The organism is Dokdonella fugitiva (genome assembly GCF_004342425.1).
GTDB classification, from domain to species: Bacteria; Pseudomonadota; Gammaproteobacteria; order Xanthomonadales; family Rhodanobacteraceae; genus Dokdonella_A; species Dokdonella_A fugitiva.
In genome coordinates this window covers 269,279-283,889 of the sequence record NZ_SLWQ01000004.1, presented here as the reverse complement: position 1 = coordinate 283,889, position 14,611 = coordinate 269,279, and the positions used below count along the sequence as shown (strand labels likewise).

15 protein-coding genes are annotated in these 14,611 nt (G+C 70.9%); 8 read left to right on the top strand and 7 right to left on the bottom strand.

The genetic code is table 11. The annotated features are described in order from the left end of the window. Positions 1–15: 15 nt before the first annotated feature. Both EV148_RS10065 and EV148_RS10060 read right to left on the bottom strand, forming a co-directional pair. Positions 16–507, bottom strand: a complete 492-nt coding sequence (locus tag EV148_RS10065; RefSeq protein WP_131997423.1) for a carboxymuconolactone decarboxylase family protein — start codon at positions 505–507, stop codon at positions 16–18. A gap of 153 nt (positions 508–660) precedes the next feature. Further along, positions 661–1,233: a GNAT family N-acetyltransferase gene (locus EV148_RS10060; RefSeq protein ID WP_131997420.1), complete on the bottom strand. Its 573-nt coding sequence runs from the start codon at positions 1,231–1,233 to the stop codon at positions 661–663. A gap of 128 nt (positions 1,234–1,361) precedes the next feature. Between EV148_RS10060 and EV148_RS10055 the strand changes: the two genes are divergently transcribed. The 5 genes from EV148_RS10055 to EV148_RS10035 all read left to right on the top strand — a co-directional run bounded on the left by EV148_RS10055 (position 1,362) and on the right by EV148_RS10035 (position 5,019). Then, positions 1,362–1,739, top strand: a complete 378-nt coding sequence (locus EV148_RS10055) for an MmcQ/YjbR family DNA-binding protein (protein ID WP_131997416.1) — start codon at positions 1,362–1,364, stop codon at positions 1,737–1,739. Between the two features lie 28 nt (positions 1,740–1,767). Then, positions 1,768–2,109 carry an MmcQ/YjbR family DNA-binding protein gene (locus EV148_RS10050; RefSeq protein WP_131997413.1) on the top strand — a complete coding sequence of 114 codons (342 nt, stop codon included), beginning with the start codon at positions 1,768–1,770 and terminating at the stop codon, positions 2,107–2,109. A 112-nt stretch (positions 2,110–2,221) separates the two neighbouring features. Continuing rightward, entirely contained in the window at positions 2,222–3,130 is a 909-nt protein-coding gene (locus EV148_RS10045; protein WP_131997410.1) for a cation diffusion facilitator family transporter, read from the top strand. Position 3,131: 1 nt separating this feature from the next. Then, positions 3,132–4,256, top strand: a complete 1,125-nt coding sequence (locus tag EV148_RS10040; RefSeq protein ID WP_131997407.1) for a sensor histidine kinase — start codon at positions 3,132–3,134, stop codon at positions 4,254–4,256. Continuing rightward, entirely contained in the window at positions 4,249–5,019 is a 771-nt protein-coding gene (locus EV148_RS10035) for a LytR/AlgR family response regulator transcription factor (protein WP_131997404.1), read from the top strand. Before EV148_RS10040 ends, EV148_RS10035 begins: the two co-directional genes overlap by 8 nt. On the opposite strand, the gene EV148_RS10030 is transcribed toward EV148_RS10035, so the two are convergent. After that, on the bottom strand, positions 4,980–5,795 hold the full coding sequence (locus tag EV148_RS10030; protein WP_131997401.1) for an MBL fold metallo-hydrolase: 816 nt from the start codon (positions 5,793–5,795) through the stop codon (positions 4,980–4,982). The genes EV148_RS10035 and EV148_RS10030 overlap by 40 nt on opposite strands. A gap of 89 nt (positions 5,796–5,884) precedes the next feature. After that, on the bottom strand, positions 5,885–6,325 hold the full coding sequence (locus EV148_RS10025) for a hypothetical protein (protein WP_131997398.1): 441 nt from the start codon (positions 6,323–6,325) through the stop codon (positions 5,885–5,887). Positions 6,326–6,484: 159 nt separating this feature from the next. Here EV148_RS10025 and EV148_RS10020 point away from each other — a divergent pair, with 159 nt between their 5' ends. After that, positions 6,485–8,440, top strand: coding sequence for a pyrroloquinoline quinone-dependent dehydrogenase (locus EV148_RS10020; protein ID WP_131997395.1), 1,956 nt, complete (start codon positions 6,485–6,487; stop codon positions 8,438–8,440). 213 nt (positions 8,441–8,653) lie between these two features. Here the strand turns inward: EV148_RS10020 and EV148_RS10015 are convergent, their stop codons facing one another. Then, positions 8,654–9,154, bottom strand: a complete 501-nt coding sequence (locus EV148_RS10015) for a Slp family lipoprotein (protein WP_158287418.1) — start codon at positions 9,152–9,154, stop codon at positions 8,654–8,656. On the opposite strand from EV148_RS10015, the gene EV148_RS10010 reads away from it, so the two are divergent. Further along, positions 9,153–9,602, top strand: a complete 450-nt coding sequence (locus EV148_RS10010; RefSeq protein WP_131997389.1) for a GNAT family N-acetyltransferase — start codon at positions 9,153–9,155, stop codon at positions 9,600–9,602. The two genes, EV148_RS10015 and EV148_RS10010, sit on opposite strands and share 2 nt — an antisense overlap. A 48-nt stretch (positions 9,603–9,650) precedes the next feature. Here EV148_RS10010 and EV148_RS10005 read toward each other — a convergent pair whose 3' ends face one another. Continuing rightward, positions 9,651–11,060: a hypothetical protein gene (locus tag EV148_RS10005; RefSeq protein WP_131997386.1), complete on the bottom strand. Its 1,410-nt coding sequence runs from the start codon at positions 11,058–11,060 to the stop codon at positions 9,651–9,653. Between the two features lie 128 nt (positions 11,061–11,188). Here EV148_RS10005 and EV148_RS10000 point away from each other — a divergent pair, with 128 nt between their 5' ends. Next, positions 11,189–13,393: a winged helix-turn-helix domain-containing protein gene (locus EV148_RS10000; RefSeq protein WP_131997383.1), complete on the top strand. Its 2,205-nt coding sequence runs from the start codon at positions 11,189–11,191 to the stop codon at positions 13,391–13,393. Here EV148_RS10000 and EV148_RS09995 read toward each other — a convergent pair. After that, positions 13,390–14,577: a cation:proton antiporter gene (locus tag EV148_RS09995; protein WP_131997380.1), complete on the bottom strand. Its 1,188-nt coding sequence runs from the start codon at positions 14,575–14,577 to the stop codon at positions 13,390–13,392. The two genes, EV148_RS10000 and EV148_RS09995, sit on opposite strands and share 4 nt — an antisense overlap. Between the last annotated feature and the right edge of the window lie 34 nt (positions 14,578–14,611).

Genomic DNA, 14,611 nt, shown 5'->3' with positions numbered 1-14,611 from the left:
GCCCGGCCCTTGCGGCTATCTCGCCGCGGCCTTCGCTTCCTGCTTCGCGTGCTCGTCGGCGTAGCGCATCATCGCGTCGACCTCGTCGCGGAACGTCGCGAAATCGATCTGCGCACCGTTGATGACCGTGCTCCAGTGTCGCGTCACCGCGGCCATCGCGACGGCTTCCTTGATTTCCTCGTCGCTGGCGCCGTCGGCCTTCGCGCTCCTGGCGTGGAAATACACGCAGTACTGGCAGGGGATCTGCGCCGCGACGGCGAGGCCGATGAGTTCCTTGACCTTCGGCGACAACGCGGTGTCGCCGCCGAGTTGCACCGCCTTGAATTCACTCCAGGCGCCGGCGACGCCGGCATCCGGGAACGCATCGACGAAGCCCGGCACGCGGCCGAACATCCGGCGCATCTCGGCCTTGGCCGTCTGTGCGTCCGCGTTCATCGGCGCAGGGGCCGCGGCGCAGGCGCCCGCAAAGGCCAATGACGCAATGGCGATCGTAACTTTCGTTTTCATGCACGCTCTCCCGACATGGATGGATGGCGCAGGCACGAGCCACCCCGGCCGCCGGCGCGGGGCCGGTGGATGGGATGCTGCAGCGTGCTTGCGCGTGCAAGGACCGGTCGAGCGCGGGCAAGCTCGCACCGCGGCACGAAGGAAGGGGTTTGCCTAGGCGGGCGCCGAGCGCGGCAGGCGCCAGCGCGCGAGATCGAAGCGCACGCGCACCACGTCCGCTTCGCCCGGCACGCGTTCACGCGACGCACCGAGGCGATGGGCGAAATCCAGCATCAGGGCGTTGTCGGCGAGGACCGTGCCCCACAGCTCGCGAAGGCCGCGCCGGCGCGCCTCCTCGATCAGCCGCCGCATCAGGGCGCGGCCGAGGCCGATGCCGACCATCTCCGGGTCGACGACGAGTGCGAATTCGGCCGAGTCGCCCTCGGGCAGCACGTGCATGCGCGCTTCGCCGTGCAGCTCGCCGGCTTCGTCGACCACGACGTAGGCGGCCGTCGTCGCCGGGTCGATGTCGGCGAGGCGGTGCGCTGCTTCGTCGGAGAGCTCGTTCATGCGGTGGAACGTGCGCTGGCGGACCTGCTCCGGCGTGAGTCGCGCGAAACCGCGCTTGAGTGCCTCGACGTCGTCGGCGCGGACCGGGCGCACGCGCAGCACGCGACCGTCGGTCGTCGTGAATGCGCGTCCGCGCGGGCGTGCTGGCGTGCGATCGGTCGGGCGGTGTGCGGTCATGCGGATCCCGGGCAGGCGACCGGCGAAGCATGCCACGCGCCGCCGCGGCGCGCCGCGTGGACCGGTGCGGGTTTCCGCTCCGGCCGTGACGGGCTACGATGCGTGTTTTCGAGCGGAGAGTCGACGCGATGGGCAAGCCGGTCACGGGCCTGGGCGAAGCGGACCTCGACGATCTGTGCGCGCGCTGGCCGGGTGCGACGCGCTCGATCAAGTGGGAAGTCGACCTCGTCTGGAGTGTCGCGAACAAGATGTTCGTCGTGTACTGCACGCTCGGCCCCGATCGTGGCCGCCTGTCGTTCAAGGTCGATTCCGACCGCTTCCTCGAACTCAGCGCGCAACCGGGCATGGCTCCGGCGCACTACATGGCGCGCGCGTTCTGGATCAGCGTGACCGAGCCGGAACGCTACACGCGCGACGAGCTCGCCGGCTTCGTGCGCCGCTCGTACGAACTCGTGCGCGCGAACCTGCCGAAGAAGACACAGGCCGCGCTCGGCGACGGCGAATGAACGTCGGCGCACCGCGCGGACCCGGCCCGTGAGCGCACTCGGGCCCGCTGATTTCCGCCGTCTCGCGCTGGCCTTGCCCGACGCGACCGAAGGCGCCCACATGGGGCATGCCGATTTCCGCGTGCGCAAGCGCATCTTCGCCACGCTCGGCGTGCCCGATGCACGCTGGGGCATGGTGAGGCTCGCGCCGGAACAACAGGAACTTTTCCTGCGCATGGACCCGGGTGCATTCACGCCCGCGAAGGGCGCCTGGGGCCGCCAGGGCTGCACACTCGTGTGCCTCGACACTGCGCGCGCCGACCTCGTGCACGATGCGCTGTCGGCGGCGTGGCGCAACGTCGCGGACGCGGCGAAGCGCCGCAAGGCGTAGGGCCGGGCGCCCCGCGATCCGGTGAGTGGCCGCCCGCGGCATTCGTCCCGCCTATCGTTCCGCGCCCGTCCCGCCCTACACTGGAGAACCCTGATCCACGGAACGACCCTGCATGTCCGGCAAGGCCGACTCGCTCAAGACGATCTTCTTCGCGCTCGGCGCGAACTTCGCGATCTTCCTGTCGAAGGCCACCGCGGCCGCGCTGACCGGTTCCGGCGCGATGACCGCGGAGGCGGTGCATTCGCTCGCCGACTGCGGCAATCAGGGCCTGCTGCTGCTCGGTCTCAAGAACGCCAAGCGGCTGCCGTCGCCCGACTATCCGCTCGGCCACGGCAAGGCGATCTACTTCTGGTCGTTCCTCGTCGCGCTGCTGCTGTTCACGGTCGGCGGCGCGTTCTCGATCTACGAAGGCCTGCACAAGCTGCACGAACCCGAGCCCCTGCGCTGGCCGTGGCTCGCGGTCGGCGTGCTCGCGTTCGGCATCGTCGCCGAGGGCTTCTCGATGTGGGGCTGCCTGCGCGAGGTGAACAAGGCGCGCGGCGACCACGGGCTCTGGTACTGGTTCCGCGAGAGCCGGCAGAGCGAACTCATCGTCGTGTTCGGCGAGGATCTCGCCGCGCTGCTCGGCCTCGTGTTCGCGCTCGCCGCGGTGCTGCTGACGATGCTCACCGGCAACCCCGTGTTCGACGCGATCGGCACGCTCGCGATCGGCGTACTGCTCGTGCTCGTCGCGTTGTTCGTCGCGATCGAGGTGAAGGCGCTGCTCATCGGGCAGAGCGCCGATCCCGAACTCAAGGGCGCGATCAACGCGTTCCTCGAGCAGCGTCCGGAGATCGCGCGCGTGTTCAACGTGATCACGCTCCAGCTCGGCGTCGACGTCATGGTCGCGGTCAAGGCCCAGATGCGCGGCGACCTCTCCGCGCGCGCCCTGGTCGAGGCGATCAACGTGGTCGAGGGCGACCTCAAGGCGCGCTTCCCCGAAGTGCGCTGGTCGTTCTTCGAGCCGGACGTGGCCGACTGAGATGGAAGTCGTGCCCGACGCCGATGCGCAAGTCCTGACCGTCGCAGCGACCGACGATGGCACCGCTCGCGCCTGCTGGCGGCCGTGGATCGCCTATGCGATGGCTTGGCTCGGCATCGGCCTCTGGCTCGGCATCAACGTCGTCATCGGCCATCGCAACAGCGGCAGCCGCATCCCGGCCTGGGAACCGATGTGCTGGGAACTCAGCAGCGCGGCCGTCATCGCCGTGCTCGCGATCGGCATCTTCCGTTTCGAGCGCCGCCATCCATTGTCGGGCCCCGACTGGCTGCAGCGCGTGCCGGTGCATGTGCCGGCAGCGATCGCGTTCTCGCTGCTGCACACGCTCGGCATGGTCGCCGTCCGCAAGCCCGTCTACGCGCTCATGGGCGGCCACTACGACTTCGGCGATCCGCTGCTCGGCTTCGCCTACGAACTGCAGAAAGACCTCATCAGCTATGCGTTGATCGCCGGCGCCTGCGTCGCCTGGCGCGCGCAGCGCGCGCGGCGCGAGCGCGAACTCGCCGTGCTGCAGCTCGAACGCGACCTCGGCCAGGCGCGCCTCGCGCAGCTGACGGCGCAGATCGAGCCCCACTTCATGTTCAACACGCTCAACGCGATCTCCAACCGCATGCACGAGGATGTCGAGGCGGCCGACCGCATGATCGCCGCGCTCGCCGTGCTCATGCGCGTCGCCCTCAGCGAGACCTGCGACGCGCGCGTGCGCGTGGTCGACGACGTGGTCTGGCTCGAACGCTACTTCGAGCTCATGCGCGAGCGCTTCCGCGGCAAGCTCGAGACACAGGTCGAGGTGGAGCCCGCGGCACGCGACGCGCGCATCCCGCGCCTGCTGCTGCAGCCGCTGGTCGAGAACGCGTTCGAGCACGGGCTCGCTTCCGGCCGCGGCCGCGTGCAGGTGACGATCGGCGCGAACGACACGACCGTGTTCTGCACGGTCGAGGACGACGGGCGTGGCCTCGCGCCGGGTTACGAGCCCGGCGTCGGGCTCACCAACGTGCGCCACCGGCTCGACCTCATGTATCCGGGCCGGCATCGTTTCTCGATCGGTCCCGGCCGCATCGCGGGTACGCGCATCGAGATCGAACTGCCGCTCGAACGCGATGCCTGAAGTCCGCGTCGCGATCGTCGAGGACGAGCCGCCCGCGCGCGCGAAGCTGCGCCGCCTGCTCGAAGCGCATCCGGGCTGGGAAATCGCCGGCGAGGCCGAAGACGTCGCCGGCGGCATCGCGCTGCTGCGCGGGCATGCACCCGACCTGCTGTTCCTCGACATCCAGCTCGGCGCGGAGAACGGCTTCGATGTCCTCGCGCGCACCGCGCCGCCGCATCCGCTGGTCGTGTTCACGACCGCGTACCACGAGCATGCGTTGCGCGCGTTCGACGTGGCCGCGCTCGACTACCTGCTGAAACCGTTCGATCGCGAGCGGTTCGCGCAGTGCCTCGAGCGCGTCGAAGCGCGCCTTGCCGAGCGGCGCGGCGCCGACGGCGGCGCGGACGACGAGGAACGCTTGCGCCGCGTCGGCGACTTCGGTCGCGCCGGGCGCCTCGCCCGCCTCGTCGTGCACGAGCGCGGGCGCGCGCGCATCGTGCCGATCGACGACGTGCTGCGCCTGTCCGCGGCGGGCAACTACGTCGAGGTGCATACGCGCGAACGCACGCACCTCGTGCGTGCGACGCTGTCGCGCCTCGCGCAGCGGCTCGACCCCGCGCAATTCCTGCGCGTGCACCGTTCGCATCTCGTGCGCGCGGATTTCATCGACGCGATCGCGCCGCGCGCGCACGGCGACCTCGCGCTGACCTTGCGCGACGGCACCGAACTGCTGCTGAGCCGGCGCTACCGCGCGCTGCTGCCCGGGGGCTGGCGCGGCGACTGATCGCCCGCCGCGAGCGCGAACGCGCTCGGCACGCCCGGCGCGAGCCAGTGCAGACGATGGCCGAGCGCATGCGCAACGAAGGTCGCCTCGATCTCGCGCCGCGATTCGGTGAAGTGCGCCCAGCCCTCGTAGTGCAGCGGCACGATCGAGGCATGCTCGAACGCGCGCGCGAACCCGACGCCCTCGTCCGCCGTGAAGGTGAGATGCGAGGGCCCCGCGACGGCGACGTGCGCGGCGCCCATGTTGAGCACGGCGACAACGACGGCGAACCGCCGTGCGACCTCGGCGACGCCGTCGTACCACACGGTGTCGCCGCTCACGTAGACGGCGCCGTCGCCGTCGCCAGGCCGTTCCAGCACGAAGCCGATCACCGGCCCGCGATCGCCGCCCTCCGGCCCGTGGCGCGCCGGGGTCGCGGTGATGCGCAGCGTGCCGCCGTCCGGAAGGGCAACGTCGTATGTCTCCCACGGCGCGAGGCCGATCGCGGGCGCGCCGAGCCGTTCCGCGCCGACCTGCGTCGTGAGCACGACGCCCGCGTCGGCGAGCATCGCGCGCCCCGACGTGTCGAGGTTGTCGAAGTGGTGGTCGTGGCTGAGCAGCACGACGTCGATGCGCCCGAGCGCGTCGCGCGAGAGCGCGGGGCCTTGCGTCTTGTGCAGCGAGTAGGCCGCCGCGCGATATTCGCCGCCGGCAGCGTCGAAGGTCGGATCGGTCAGCAGGCGCAGGCCGCCGATCTCGACCAGGGCGGTCGGACCGCCGATGTAGGTGATGCGCATCGTCGCCTCGGGCCGGGAACGTCGGCCCTTGTTCGGGATGCGCAGGGCGCAATTCAAGGTGCGTGCCGATCACCCGCCGACGGCATCGCTCAGGGAAGCGACCCTTCGACCTCGGTGTAGTTGATGTGCACGTCGCCGACCCTGCCTTCGCGCATGTCGTTCTTCACGCCGCGCGGATAGCGGATCTCGAGGTGGGTGTCGTCGAGCCAGGTCAGGCGCAGCTGCAAGGGCGCGTAGGAGCCTGCATTGGCGATGGCCGATGGCGCGCTGAAAACCGTCTGGCTCCAGTCGGAGGCGAGTCCGTTGGCCGATACGGACACGTCGGTGCGCTGGTCGCGGTCACCACATCGACGGTTCTCGACGGTCGCGCGTGCGCCACCGCCGGGCGACGGAACATCCATGACCGGATAGACGCTGCACGGGGCGACGTAACCAGTGGCGCCGCCTGCCATCAGGAACAGCAATCCCGCGAGCTGCAATGCGCCGAACGCAGCGAGGAGGCCGACCACGCCTTTGGCGACGATGGGCATGGCGCTTCCGTGATGGCGTGACGGCCGATTGTCGGGCGGGTCGCCGACGGCGGCAAGGCTCCGTCCCGCCTGCGTCGCCGTGCGTCCCTCTCGTCCCATCGCGCTTGTCCGGTACGGGCGGCGGGCGTCCAATCGCCCCGGGTCGGAGGAGGAACTGCGATGAGGAAGATCCTGCTCGCCGCGGGATTCGCGGCGTCGTTGCCGGCGCAGGCGGCATTCGAATGGACCGCCTACGGCGGCGATGGACGCGGCCAGCGGCATGCGCCGCTCGCGCAGATCACGCCCGCGAATGTCGGACGGCTCGAACTCGCCTGGACATTCCGCACGGGCGAACTCGGCGAGGGCTTCGCGCGTGCGAAGGACGCGCTCACGTTCGAGGCGACGCCGCTGATGGTCGGCGGCACGCTCTTCTTCGACACCGCGACCGGCAAGGCCTTCGCGCTCGACGCGGCGACCGGCCAGCTGCGCTGGCAGTTCGACGCGAAGGTGCCGCGCGACTTCGACTACTCCGAGATGGCCTCGCGCGGCGTCAGCTGGTGGCGCGATGCGCAGGCGGACGCGGCGGCCGCGTGCGCCGAGCGCATCCTGTTCGCGACGATCGATGCGCGCCTGATCGCGCTCGATGCGCGCACTGGCGCGGCGTGCGCGGACTTCGGCACGAAGGGCGAAGTCGTGTTGTCGAAGGGCGTGCGCCAGTCGCAATGGCGCCTCGGCCAGTACGAAGTCACCTCGCCGCCGGCGATCGCGGGCGACGTCGCGGTGGTCGGCTCGGCGATCGGCGACAACGCGGGCACCGACCTCGAACTCGGCGTCGTGCGCGCGTTCGACCTGCGCAGCGGCAGGGAGCTCTGGCACTGGGACCCGATTCCGCGCACGGCACGCATGCCCGCCGACGCCGCCAACCCCGAGTTCGGCGAACTCGACGCGCAGCAGGCGCGCTGGACCGGTGCGGCGAACGCGTGGGCGCCGCTCGCGGTCGATGCGCAGCGCGGCCTCGTGTTCGTGCCGACGGGCTCGCCGAGCCCCGACTTCTTCGGCGGCGTGCGGCCCGGCGATACGCAGTGGGCGAACTCCGTCGTCGCCTTGCGTGCGGCGACGGGCGAGTTCGTCTGGGGACGCCAGCTCGTCCACCACGACCTGTGGGACTACGACGTCGCCTCTCAGCCGATGCTCGTCGACCTCGTGCGCGACGGGCGCACTATTCCCGCGCTCGTGCAGCTGCACAAGACCGGGCAGGTATTCGTGCTCGACCGCGAAACCGGCGAGCCGGTGTTTCCGATCGAGGAGCGCCCGGTGCCACAGGACGTCGTCGAAGGCGAAATACCGTCGCCGACGCAGCCGTTCTCGACGCTGCCGCCGCTGGTGTCGCATGCGCCGGTCAAGCCCGAGGACGCGTGGGGCCTCACGTTCTGGGATCGCAACGCATGCCGCGAGCGCATCGCGGCGCTGAAGAGCGAAGGCATCTACACGCCGCCGAGCCTCGCCGGCACGATCGAGCGGCCCGGTTACGCCGGCGGTTCGAATTGGGGCGGCGGCGCGTGGGACCCTGCGCGGCACCTGCTCGTCGCGAACGTGATGGAACTGCCGTTCGTGGTCGCGCTGGTTCCGCGCGCCGAGTTTGTCCCGCAGTACGAATCGGGCCGCTACGAAGGCTGGGAGTTCGCCTCGCAACGCGGCACGCCGTACGGCATGCGCCGCACGCTGCTGAAGTCGCCGCTCGGCGCGCCGTGCATCGCGCCGCCGTGGGGCAAGCTCGTCGCGGTCGACCTCGCCAAAGGGACGATCGCCTGGTCTAAGCCGCTCGGTACCTCGCGCGACCGGGCGCCGTGGCCGTTCTGGGACATCCAGGGGGCGCCGAACATCGGCGGCCCGCTGACGACCGCCGGCGGACTCACCTTCGTCGGCGCGACCACCGACAACTACCTGCGCGCGTTCGATACCGCAACCGGTGCGGAAGTGTGGACGATGCGCCTCCCCGCGGGTGCACAGGCCACGCCGATGAGCTACGAGGCCGGCGGCCGCCAGTACGTCGTCGTCGCCGCGGGCGGCCATGCGAAGTTCGGCACGACGCGCGGCGACTACGTGCTCGCGTTCGCGTTGGCGCGGGAGCGATAGTGCGACGGAGCGGCTGTCATGTGGAGCGACGGACGTCTTCCGCCGCTCCCACAGGGCGCTGCATATGATCTTGCTGTAGCGCGCACCCCGTGCGCGACCGTCGCGCCCCGTTGCATCGCGACGCTGGGGTCGCACACAGGGCGGGCTGCAGGAGAGGGACCGCGTTTCGTGGGTCGCGGTGAAGAGCATCGCGGCTTCCGCCGCCCACGTGACTCACCGGATACCGACGCCCACCCCGACGCCGAAACTCCAATGCCCGCGGTCGTCCGGGAAATCCCGCGGCCACAGGTGCACCTCGGCATCGGCGACGCGCGGATGCACGACCTCGCTGCGATCGATCGTACGGGTTTCGCGGCCGGCGACGCGCCCGCGCAGGCTCAGCCAGCGGCCCGGCGGATAGTCCATCGGTTCGACGAAGCCGGGCAGGACGAGCACGAAGCGCCCCTGTGATGGCGCGCGCGTATCGGGTCGCTGCCCGCGGGCGAGCGGATACGCTACGAGCTGGACTTCGGTCGTATCGGCGAGGTTCTCGAGCGCGACGATCTTGCCGCCCCAGACGACCTCGGCGTCGTGGTAGCGTTCGGGTGCTGCAACGACGTCGGCGACGCCCGGCGAGGCGACGGGCGCGTCCTTGAATACGGGCGTCGCGCAGCCCGCGAGCGCGGCGAGCAGCAGCATCGGCAAGCAAGGCAGGCGGGAGGACGGGCAGGGCATGGGCGAGCACCACGAGCGGTCGATCGACGGACTGCCATTCTCCACCGATCGCGCGCGCCTGGACATCGATGCGATCCACGCCTACCTCGCGCACGAGTCGTACTGGGTACCCGGCATCCACCGCGAGCTGGTCGAGCGCGCGATCGAGCGTTCACTCTGTTTCGGCGTCTACGAAGGCACGCGCCAGCTCGGCTTCGCGCGCGTGGTCACCGACGGCGCCGGCTTCGCCTACCTCTGCGACGTGTTCGTCGTCGATGCGGCCCGCGGGCGCGGCATCGGCAAGCGCCTGATGGAGTTCACGTTCGCGCATCCGGACCTGCAGCGCGTGCGCCGCTTCATCCTCGCGACACGCGACGCGCACGGGCTGTATGCGCAGTACGGCTTCACGCCGCTCGCGAACCCGGAGAAGTTCATGGAGCGCTACGACCCCGATGCGCTGTCGCGTTGAGGTACCGCGAATGCCCGCCGCACACGCGGCGGGCGCCGCGCCGGGTGCTCAGCCGCCGTCGAAGCCGTCGGCGAACAGTGCGTCGCGCGTGTAGAAGTACGCCGCGCCCTGGTAGAGGTTGTCGCCGACCTTGCGCCCGTAGGCGCCGACGAGGAAATGGCCGCCCGAGATGCCGGCCGCGAAGCCGTAGTACGGGAACAGGTCGCTCGGATCGCCCGACGGATGCTCGTACGCCTGCAGCAGGTTCCAGTCGCCACCGGTGTCCAGCCCGAACAGGTCGACGCGCCCCTGGCCGCCCGCGTACCCGGGATACGTGACGACCGCGCGATCACCCGACAGCGCGACCGACACGGCGTAGAAGATGTCGGTCGCGCCGTCGGGCGGGAGGATCTTCTGCGTCTGCGTCCATGCGCCACCATCGCGCGCGAATGCGTAGAACTCGCCGAGGAAGCCGTTGCCGACCGGAACGCCGACGAGCGCGTGCGTGTCGTCGTAGCTGACCGAAAGCCCGAACGCATCGTTGGCGAGGCCGTCGTCGGCGACGATCTGCTGCGCTTGCGTCCAGCCGTTGCCGTCGTTCTCGTAGAGGAATACGGCGCCCTGCGCCGCGTGGTCGCCGACCTTCGTGTTCGGCGAGCCGATCATCACGCTGCCACCATGCGCGGCCACCGCGTAGCCGAACTGGTCGTTGGCGGCGCCCTCCGGGTTGGTGATCTCGCCCGACGGCTGCAGCGATCCCTTGGCCACGCCCGAATACGCGTACACGGCGCCCTGGCCGAAATGGCCGCCGATCGTCGCCGCGTACGAGCCGACGAATGCATGGTCGCCGTCGAGAGCGACCGCGGCGCCGAAGAAGCTCTGTGCGGCGCCGTCGCCGGCGACGAGCTTCTGCGTCTGCGTCCACGCGCCGTCGGCGTGGTGGAAGACGTACGCGGCACCTTGTTGCACGTGGCCGTCGATCGTCGCGAAGTGCGCGCCGACGAGGGCCGTATCGCCCTGGATCGCGACCGCATAGCCGAAGAAGTCGCCGGCCTCGCCATCGTCGGCGGTGAGCACGTCGGTCTGCACCCAGGTGCCGCCCAGGTTGCGGAAGATGTATGCGCGGCCCGGACCGGCCGGGATGCCGCCGGAATCCGAGCCGGGCTGCGGCGCACTGATGATCGCGACATCGCCGTCGATCGCGACCGCCGAGCCGAACGTGTCCTCCTGGATGCCGTCGGTGGCGAACACGTCCTGTTCGAGCCAGGGCACGCTGCCGTTCGGCGACGGTGCGGGCGCGCGCGGCAGTTTCGCCATGGAGCCCCCCGCCTGCACGTGCTGCAGTGCGGCGAGGCGTGCGGGCAACGACGCCGGGAATGCAATCGCCGGCGTCTGGGGTGCGTTCGCGGGCGCAGCCGCGGCGGTGGTCGCGACGGCCGCGAGCGCGAGCGGCAGGAAGGAGCGCAAGGGATTGGACACGGATGGTTCCTCGCCAGCGTTGGGGGAGCACTAGGGATACGACATAGGCTATCGTCCAGCCTGTGCTGCGCCGTGGGCGTGGGTGTAATTTGCGTGTGATCCATGTGTGACGGCGCCGCAGCGTGACCATGCTCATCAAATCCGCCGTGCCAGGACGCGCCGTGTACCGGTTCGGACCGTTCCTGCTCGATGCCGCCGAACGCCGGCTGCGGCGCGGCGAGGACGAGGTCGCGCTCACGCGCAAGTCGTTCGACCTGCTCCTGCTGCTGGTCGAGCACGCCGGGCGCCTGCAGTCGCGCGAGGCGCTCTATGCGGCGCTCTGGCCCGACACGATCGTCGAAGAGCACACGTTGACCTGGCACCTGAGCGCGCTGCGCCGCGCCCTCGGCGACACCGGCGATGCGCCCGCGTACATCGAGACCGTGCGCGGACACGGCTACCGCTTCATTGCCGCGGCGCAAAAAATCGAATCGGCCGAGGCCACCGGCGCAGACGCCATGGCGCCGGACGAGGGTGGCGATCGCGCCGATGCGCCGTCGGCGCAAGGCACGCCGGCCCCGGTGCCGTCGCGGCTCCCGGGGGCCGCGTTCGCGCTGCTGGTCGTGCTCGCCATCGCCGCCGCGGCCTGGGCATTCCTGCACGGCGGCGCGCCCCAACCGGCGCCACCCGCGGCCGCGCAACCGCACTCGATCGCGGTGCTGCCGTTCGCGAACCTCAGCGCCGATCCTGCCAACGCCTACTTCGCGAGCGGCATCCAGGAAACGATCCTCGCCCAGCTCGCCGGCATCGCCGACCTGCGCGTGGTTTCGCGCCGGTCGACCGCTGCCTACGAGAACCGGCCCGCCGACCTTGCCGATGTCGCACGTGAACTCGGCGTGGCCAGCGTGCTCGAGGGCAACGTGCAGAAGTCGGGCGCGGGCGTGCTCATCAACGTGCAATTGATCGATCCTCCGAGCGGCACGCAGCTGTGGGCACACAGCTACCGGCGCACGCTCGCCGACGTGTTCGCGGTGCAGAGCGACGTCGCCGAGCAGGTCGCTTCCGCACTGCAGGCGAAACTCCTGCCGGCCGACCAGGATCGCTTCACGCAGTTGCCGACGCAGGATGCGGAAGCCTACGACCTGTTCCTGCGCGCGGAGTATTCCGCGCTGCAGGTCGAGATGGGGACGGCGACCGACCGCCACGCGGCAACCGCGCAGGCGCGTGCGTTGTACGGGCAGGCGATCGCGCGCGACCCGAAGTTCGCGCTCGCCTACGCACGCCTGTCCTACCTCGAGAGCCACGCCTACTGGCTGCCGCTCGACCACACGCCGGCGCGTGCCGCCGCGGGCCTGCGCGCGGCGCAGCGCGCGCTCGAACTCGACCCGGAGCTCGCCCAATCGCACCTCGCGATGGGCTATGCGCACTACTACGGCAAGCGCGACTACACCGCGGCGCTGGCCGAATTCCGCCGCGCGCTGCGCGACATGCCGAGCAATGCCGACGTCAACGCGTCGATCGCGAACATCCAGCGCCGCCGCGGCGAGTGGGACGAGGCGCTCGCCGGCTACCGCCGTGCCGAGCTGCTCGATCCGCGCAACCCGCAATGGCCGATGCTGGTCGGCGACACGCTGACCAACATGGGACGCTACGCCGATGCCGACGTCGCCTACGAGCGCGCGCTGGTGATCGATCCGCACAGTGCGACGAGCGCGATCAGCCAGGCGTTCTCGCGCGAGATCGGCGGCGATTCGCAAGGGGCGGCCGCCAAGCTCGCGCAGCTTCCGGCCGACGCGAACCCGGACGGCTTCGCCAACACCGCGCGCTTCGTCGCGGCGTGGCTGCGGCGTGACGCAGCGGCCGCGCTGGCCGTGCTCGACGGCGCGCCGCCGACGATCGAAGCACCGTGGACGCCGAGTTCCACGCCGACCGACCTGCTGCGCGCGCAGGCGCTCGAGCGCCTCGGCGAGCACGCGCGCGCGCGCGAAGCCTACGGGCGCGCCCGCGACGCGCTGCAGTCCTTGCTGGAAGAACAGCCCGATGATCCGGCGTCGACCGGCCTGCTCGGCCTCGCCGAAGCCGGCCTCGGACATGCCGATGCCGCGCTCGCGGCAGGCCGGCGCGCGGTCGAGCTCCTGCCGCTCGCGACCGATGCGGTCGACGGGCCGTGCTACCTGCTCACGCTCGCGGAGATCGAGATCCGCGTCGGCGACCCGCGCGAGGCGGTCGCACGGCTGCGCCGCCTGCTCGACATGCCCGCCGGCCGCGAGATGTCGCCGTCGCTGTTCGCGCGCGATCCGCGCTTCGACGCGGTGCGCGACGCGGTCGCCCGCGGCGCGGGCGGCCAGCCCTAGTCCGGCGCCTGCACGGGGGGAGAACGCCGCAGCAGCAGCGAGAGCACGGGCGGCGTCACGATCGACGTCAGCAGCGACATCGCGACGATCACCGCGTAGATCTGCTGCGTGAACACGCCGGCAGCGAGGCCGAGGCTCGCGATGACGACGCCCACCTCGCCGCGCGGGACCATGCCGACGCCGACGATGAGTGCGCCGCGGCGGCCGAGCGGCAGCGCACCGAGCCAGCCGCCGATGAGCTTGGAGGCGATCGCGACGAGGGTCGCCGCGGCGAGCATCCACAGCGCGCCCGCGCTCGCGAACACGGACAGGTCGATCTTCGCGCCGGTGACGACGAAGAAGAACGGCGTCAGCAGCGCCAGCAATGGCTGCATCTGGTGCTCGAGTTCCTCGCGCTGCGGTACTTCCGAGGCGATCATGCCGGCGAGGAACGCGCCGATGATCGCGGCGAGCCCGAAACCGGTCGAGAGCCATGCCAGGCCGAGGCAGATCGCGAGCACGATCGTGAGCGGCGAGAGCGGATTGATCGGGTGCTCGAGCCAGTGCCCGCGCGCGCGCATCACGCGCGTGCCGACCCAGCCGATCACGACGACGAAGCCGATCGCCTGCACCAGCACGAAGGCGAGCCCCGCCACGTTGACGCCTTCGCCACCCTGCAGCGAGGTGACGACGCCGAGCAGCAGCATCGCGAGGATGTCGTCGATGACCGCGGCGCCGAGGATCACCCGCGCCTCGAGGCGCGACAGCGCGCCGAGTTCCTGCAGTACGCGCGCGGTGATGCCGGCGGACGTCGCGACGAACGCGGCGGCGACGAACAGCGAGCGCGTCCATTCGAAGCCGCTGCCGTGCGCCCACAGGGCGCCGAGCACGAACGGCACGATGACGCCGAGCACGCCGACGAGCAGCGCGCTGCGGCCGACCTTCTTGAGTTCGTCCAGGCGGGTTTCGAGGCCGACCGCGAACAGCAGCAGCACGACGCCGATCTCGGCGAGCACGTCGAGTGGCGTGCCGGCGACGATCCCCTCGGGCGTGACCAGGCCCAGGGCCGACGGTCCGATCGCGCAGCCGGCGACGATCTCGCCGACGACACCGGGCAGCTTCAGGCGCTGCGCGATTTCCGCGCCGATCTGCGCCGCGACGAAGATCGCGAACAGCGTGTAGAGGATGTCGGCGGCGTGGTGCATCGGCGACCTTCGCGGGGATTCGCCGCGATGCTAC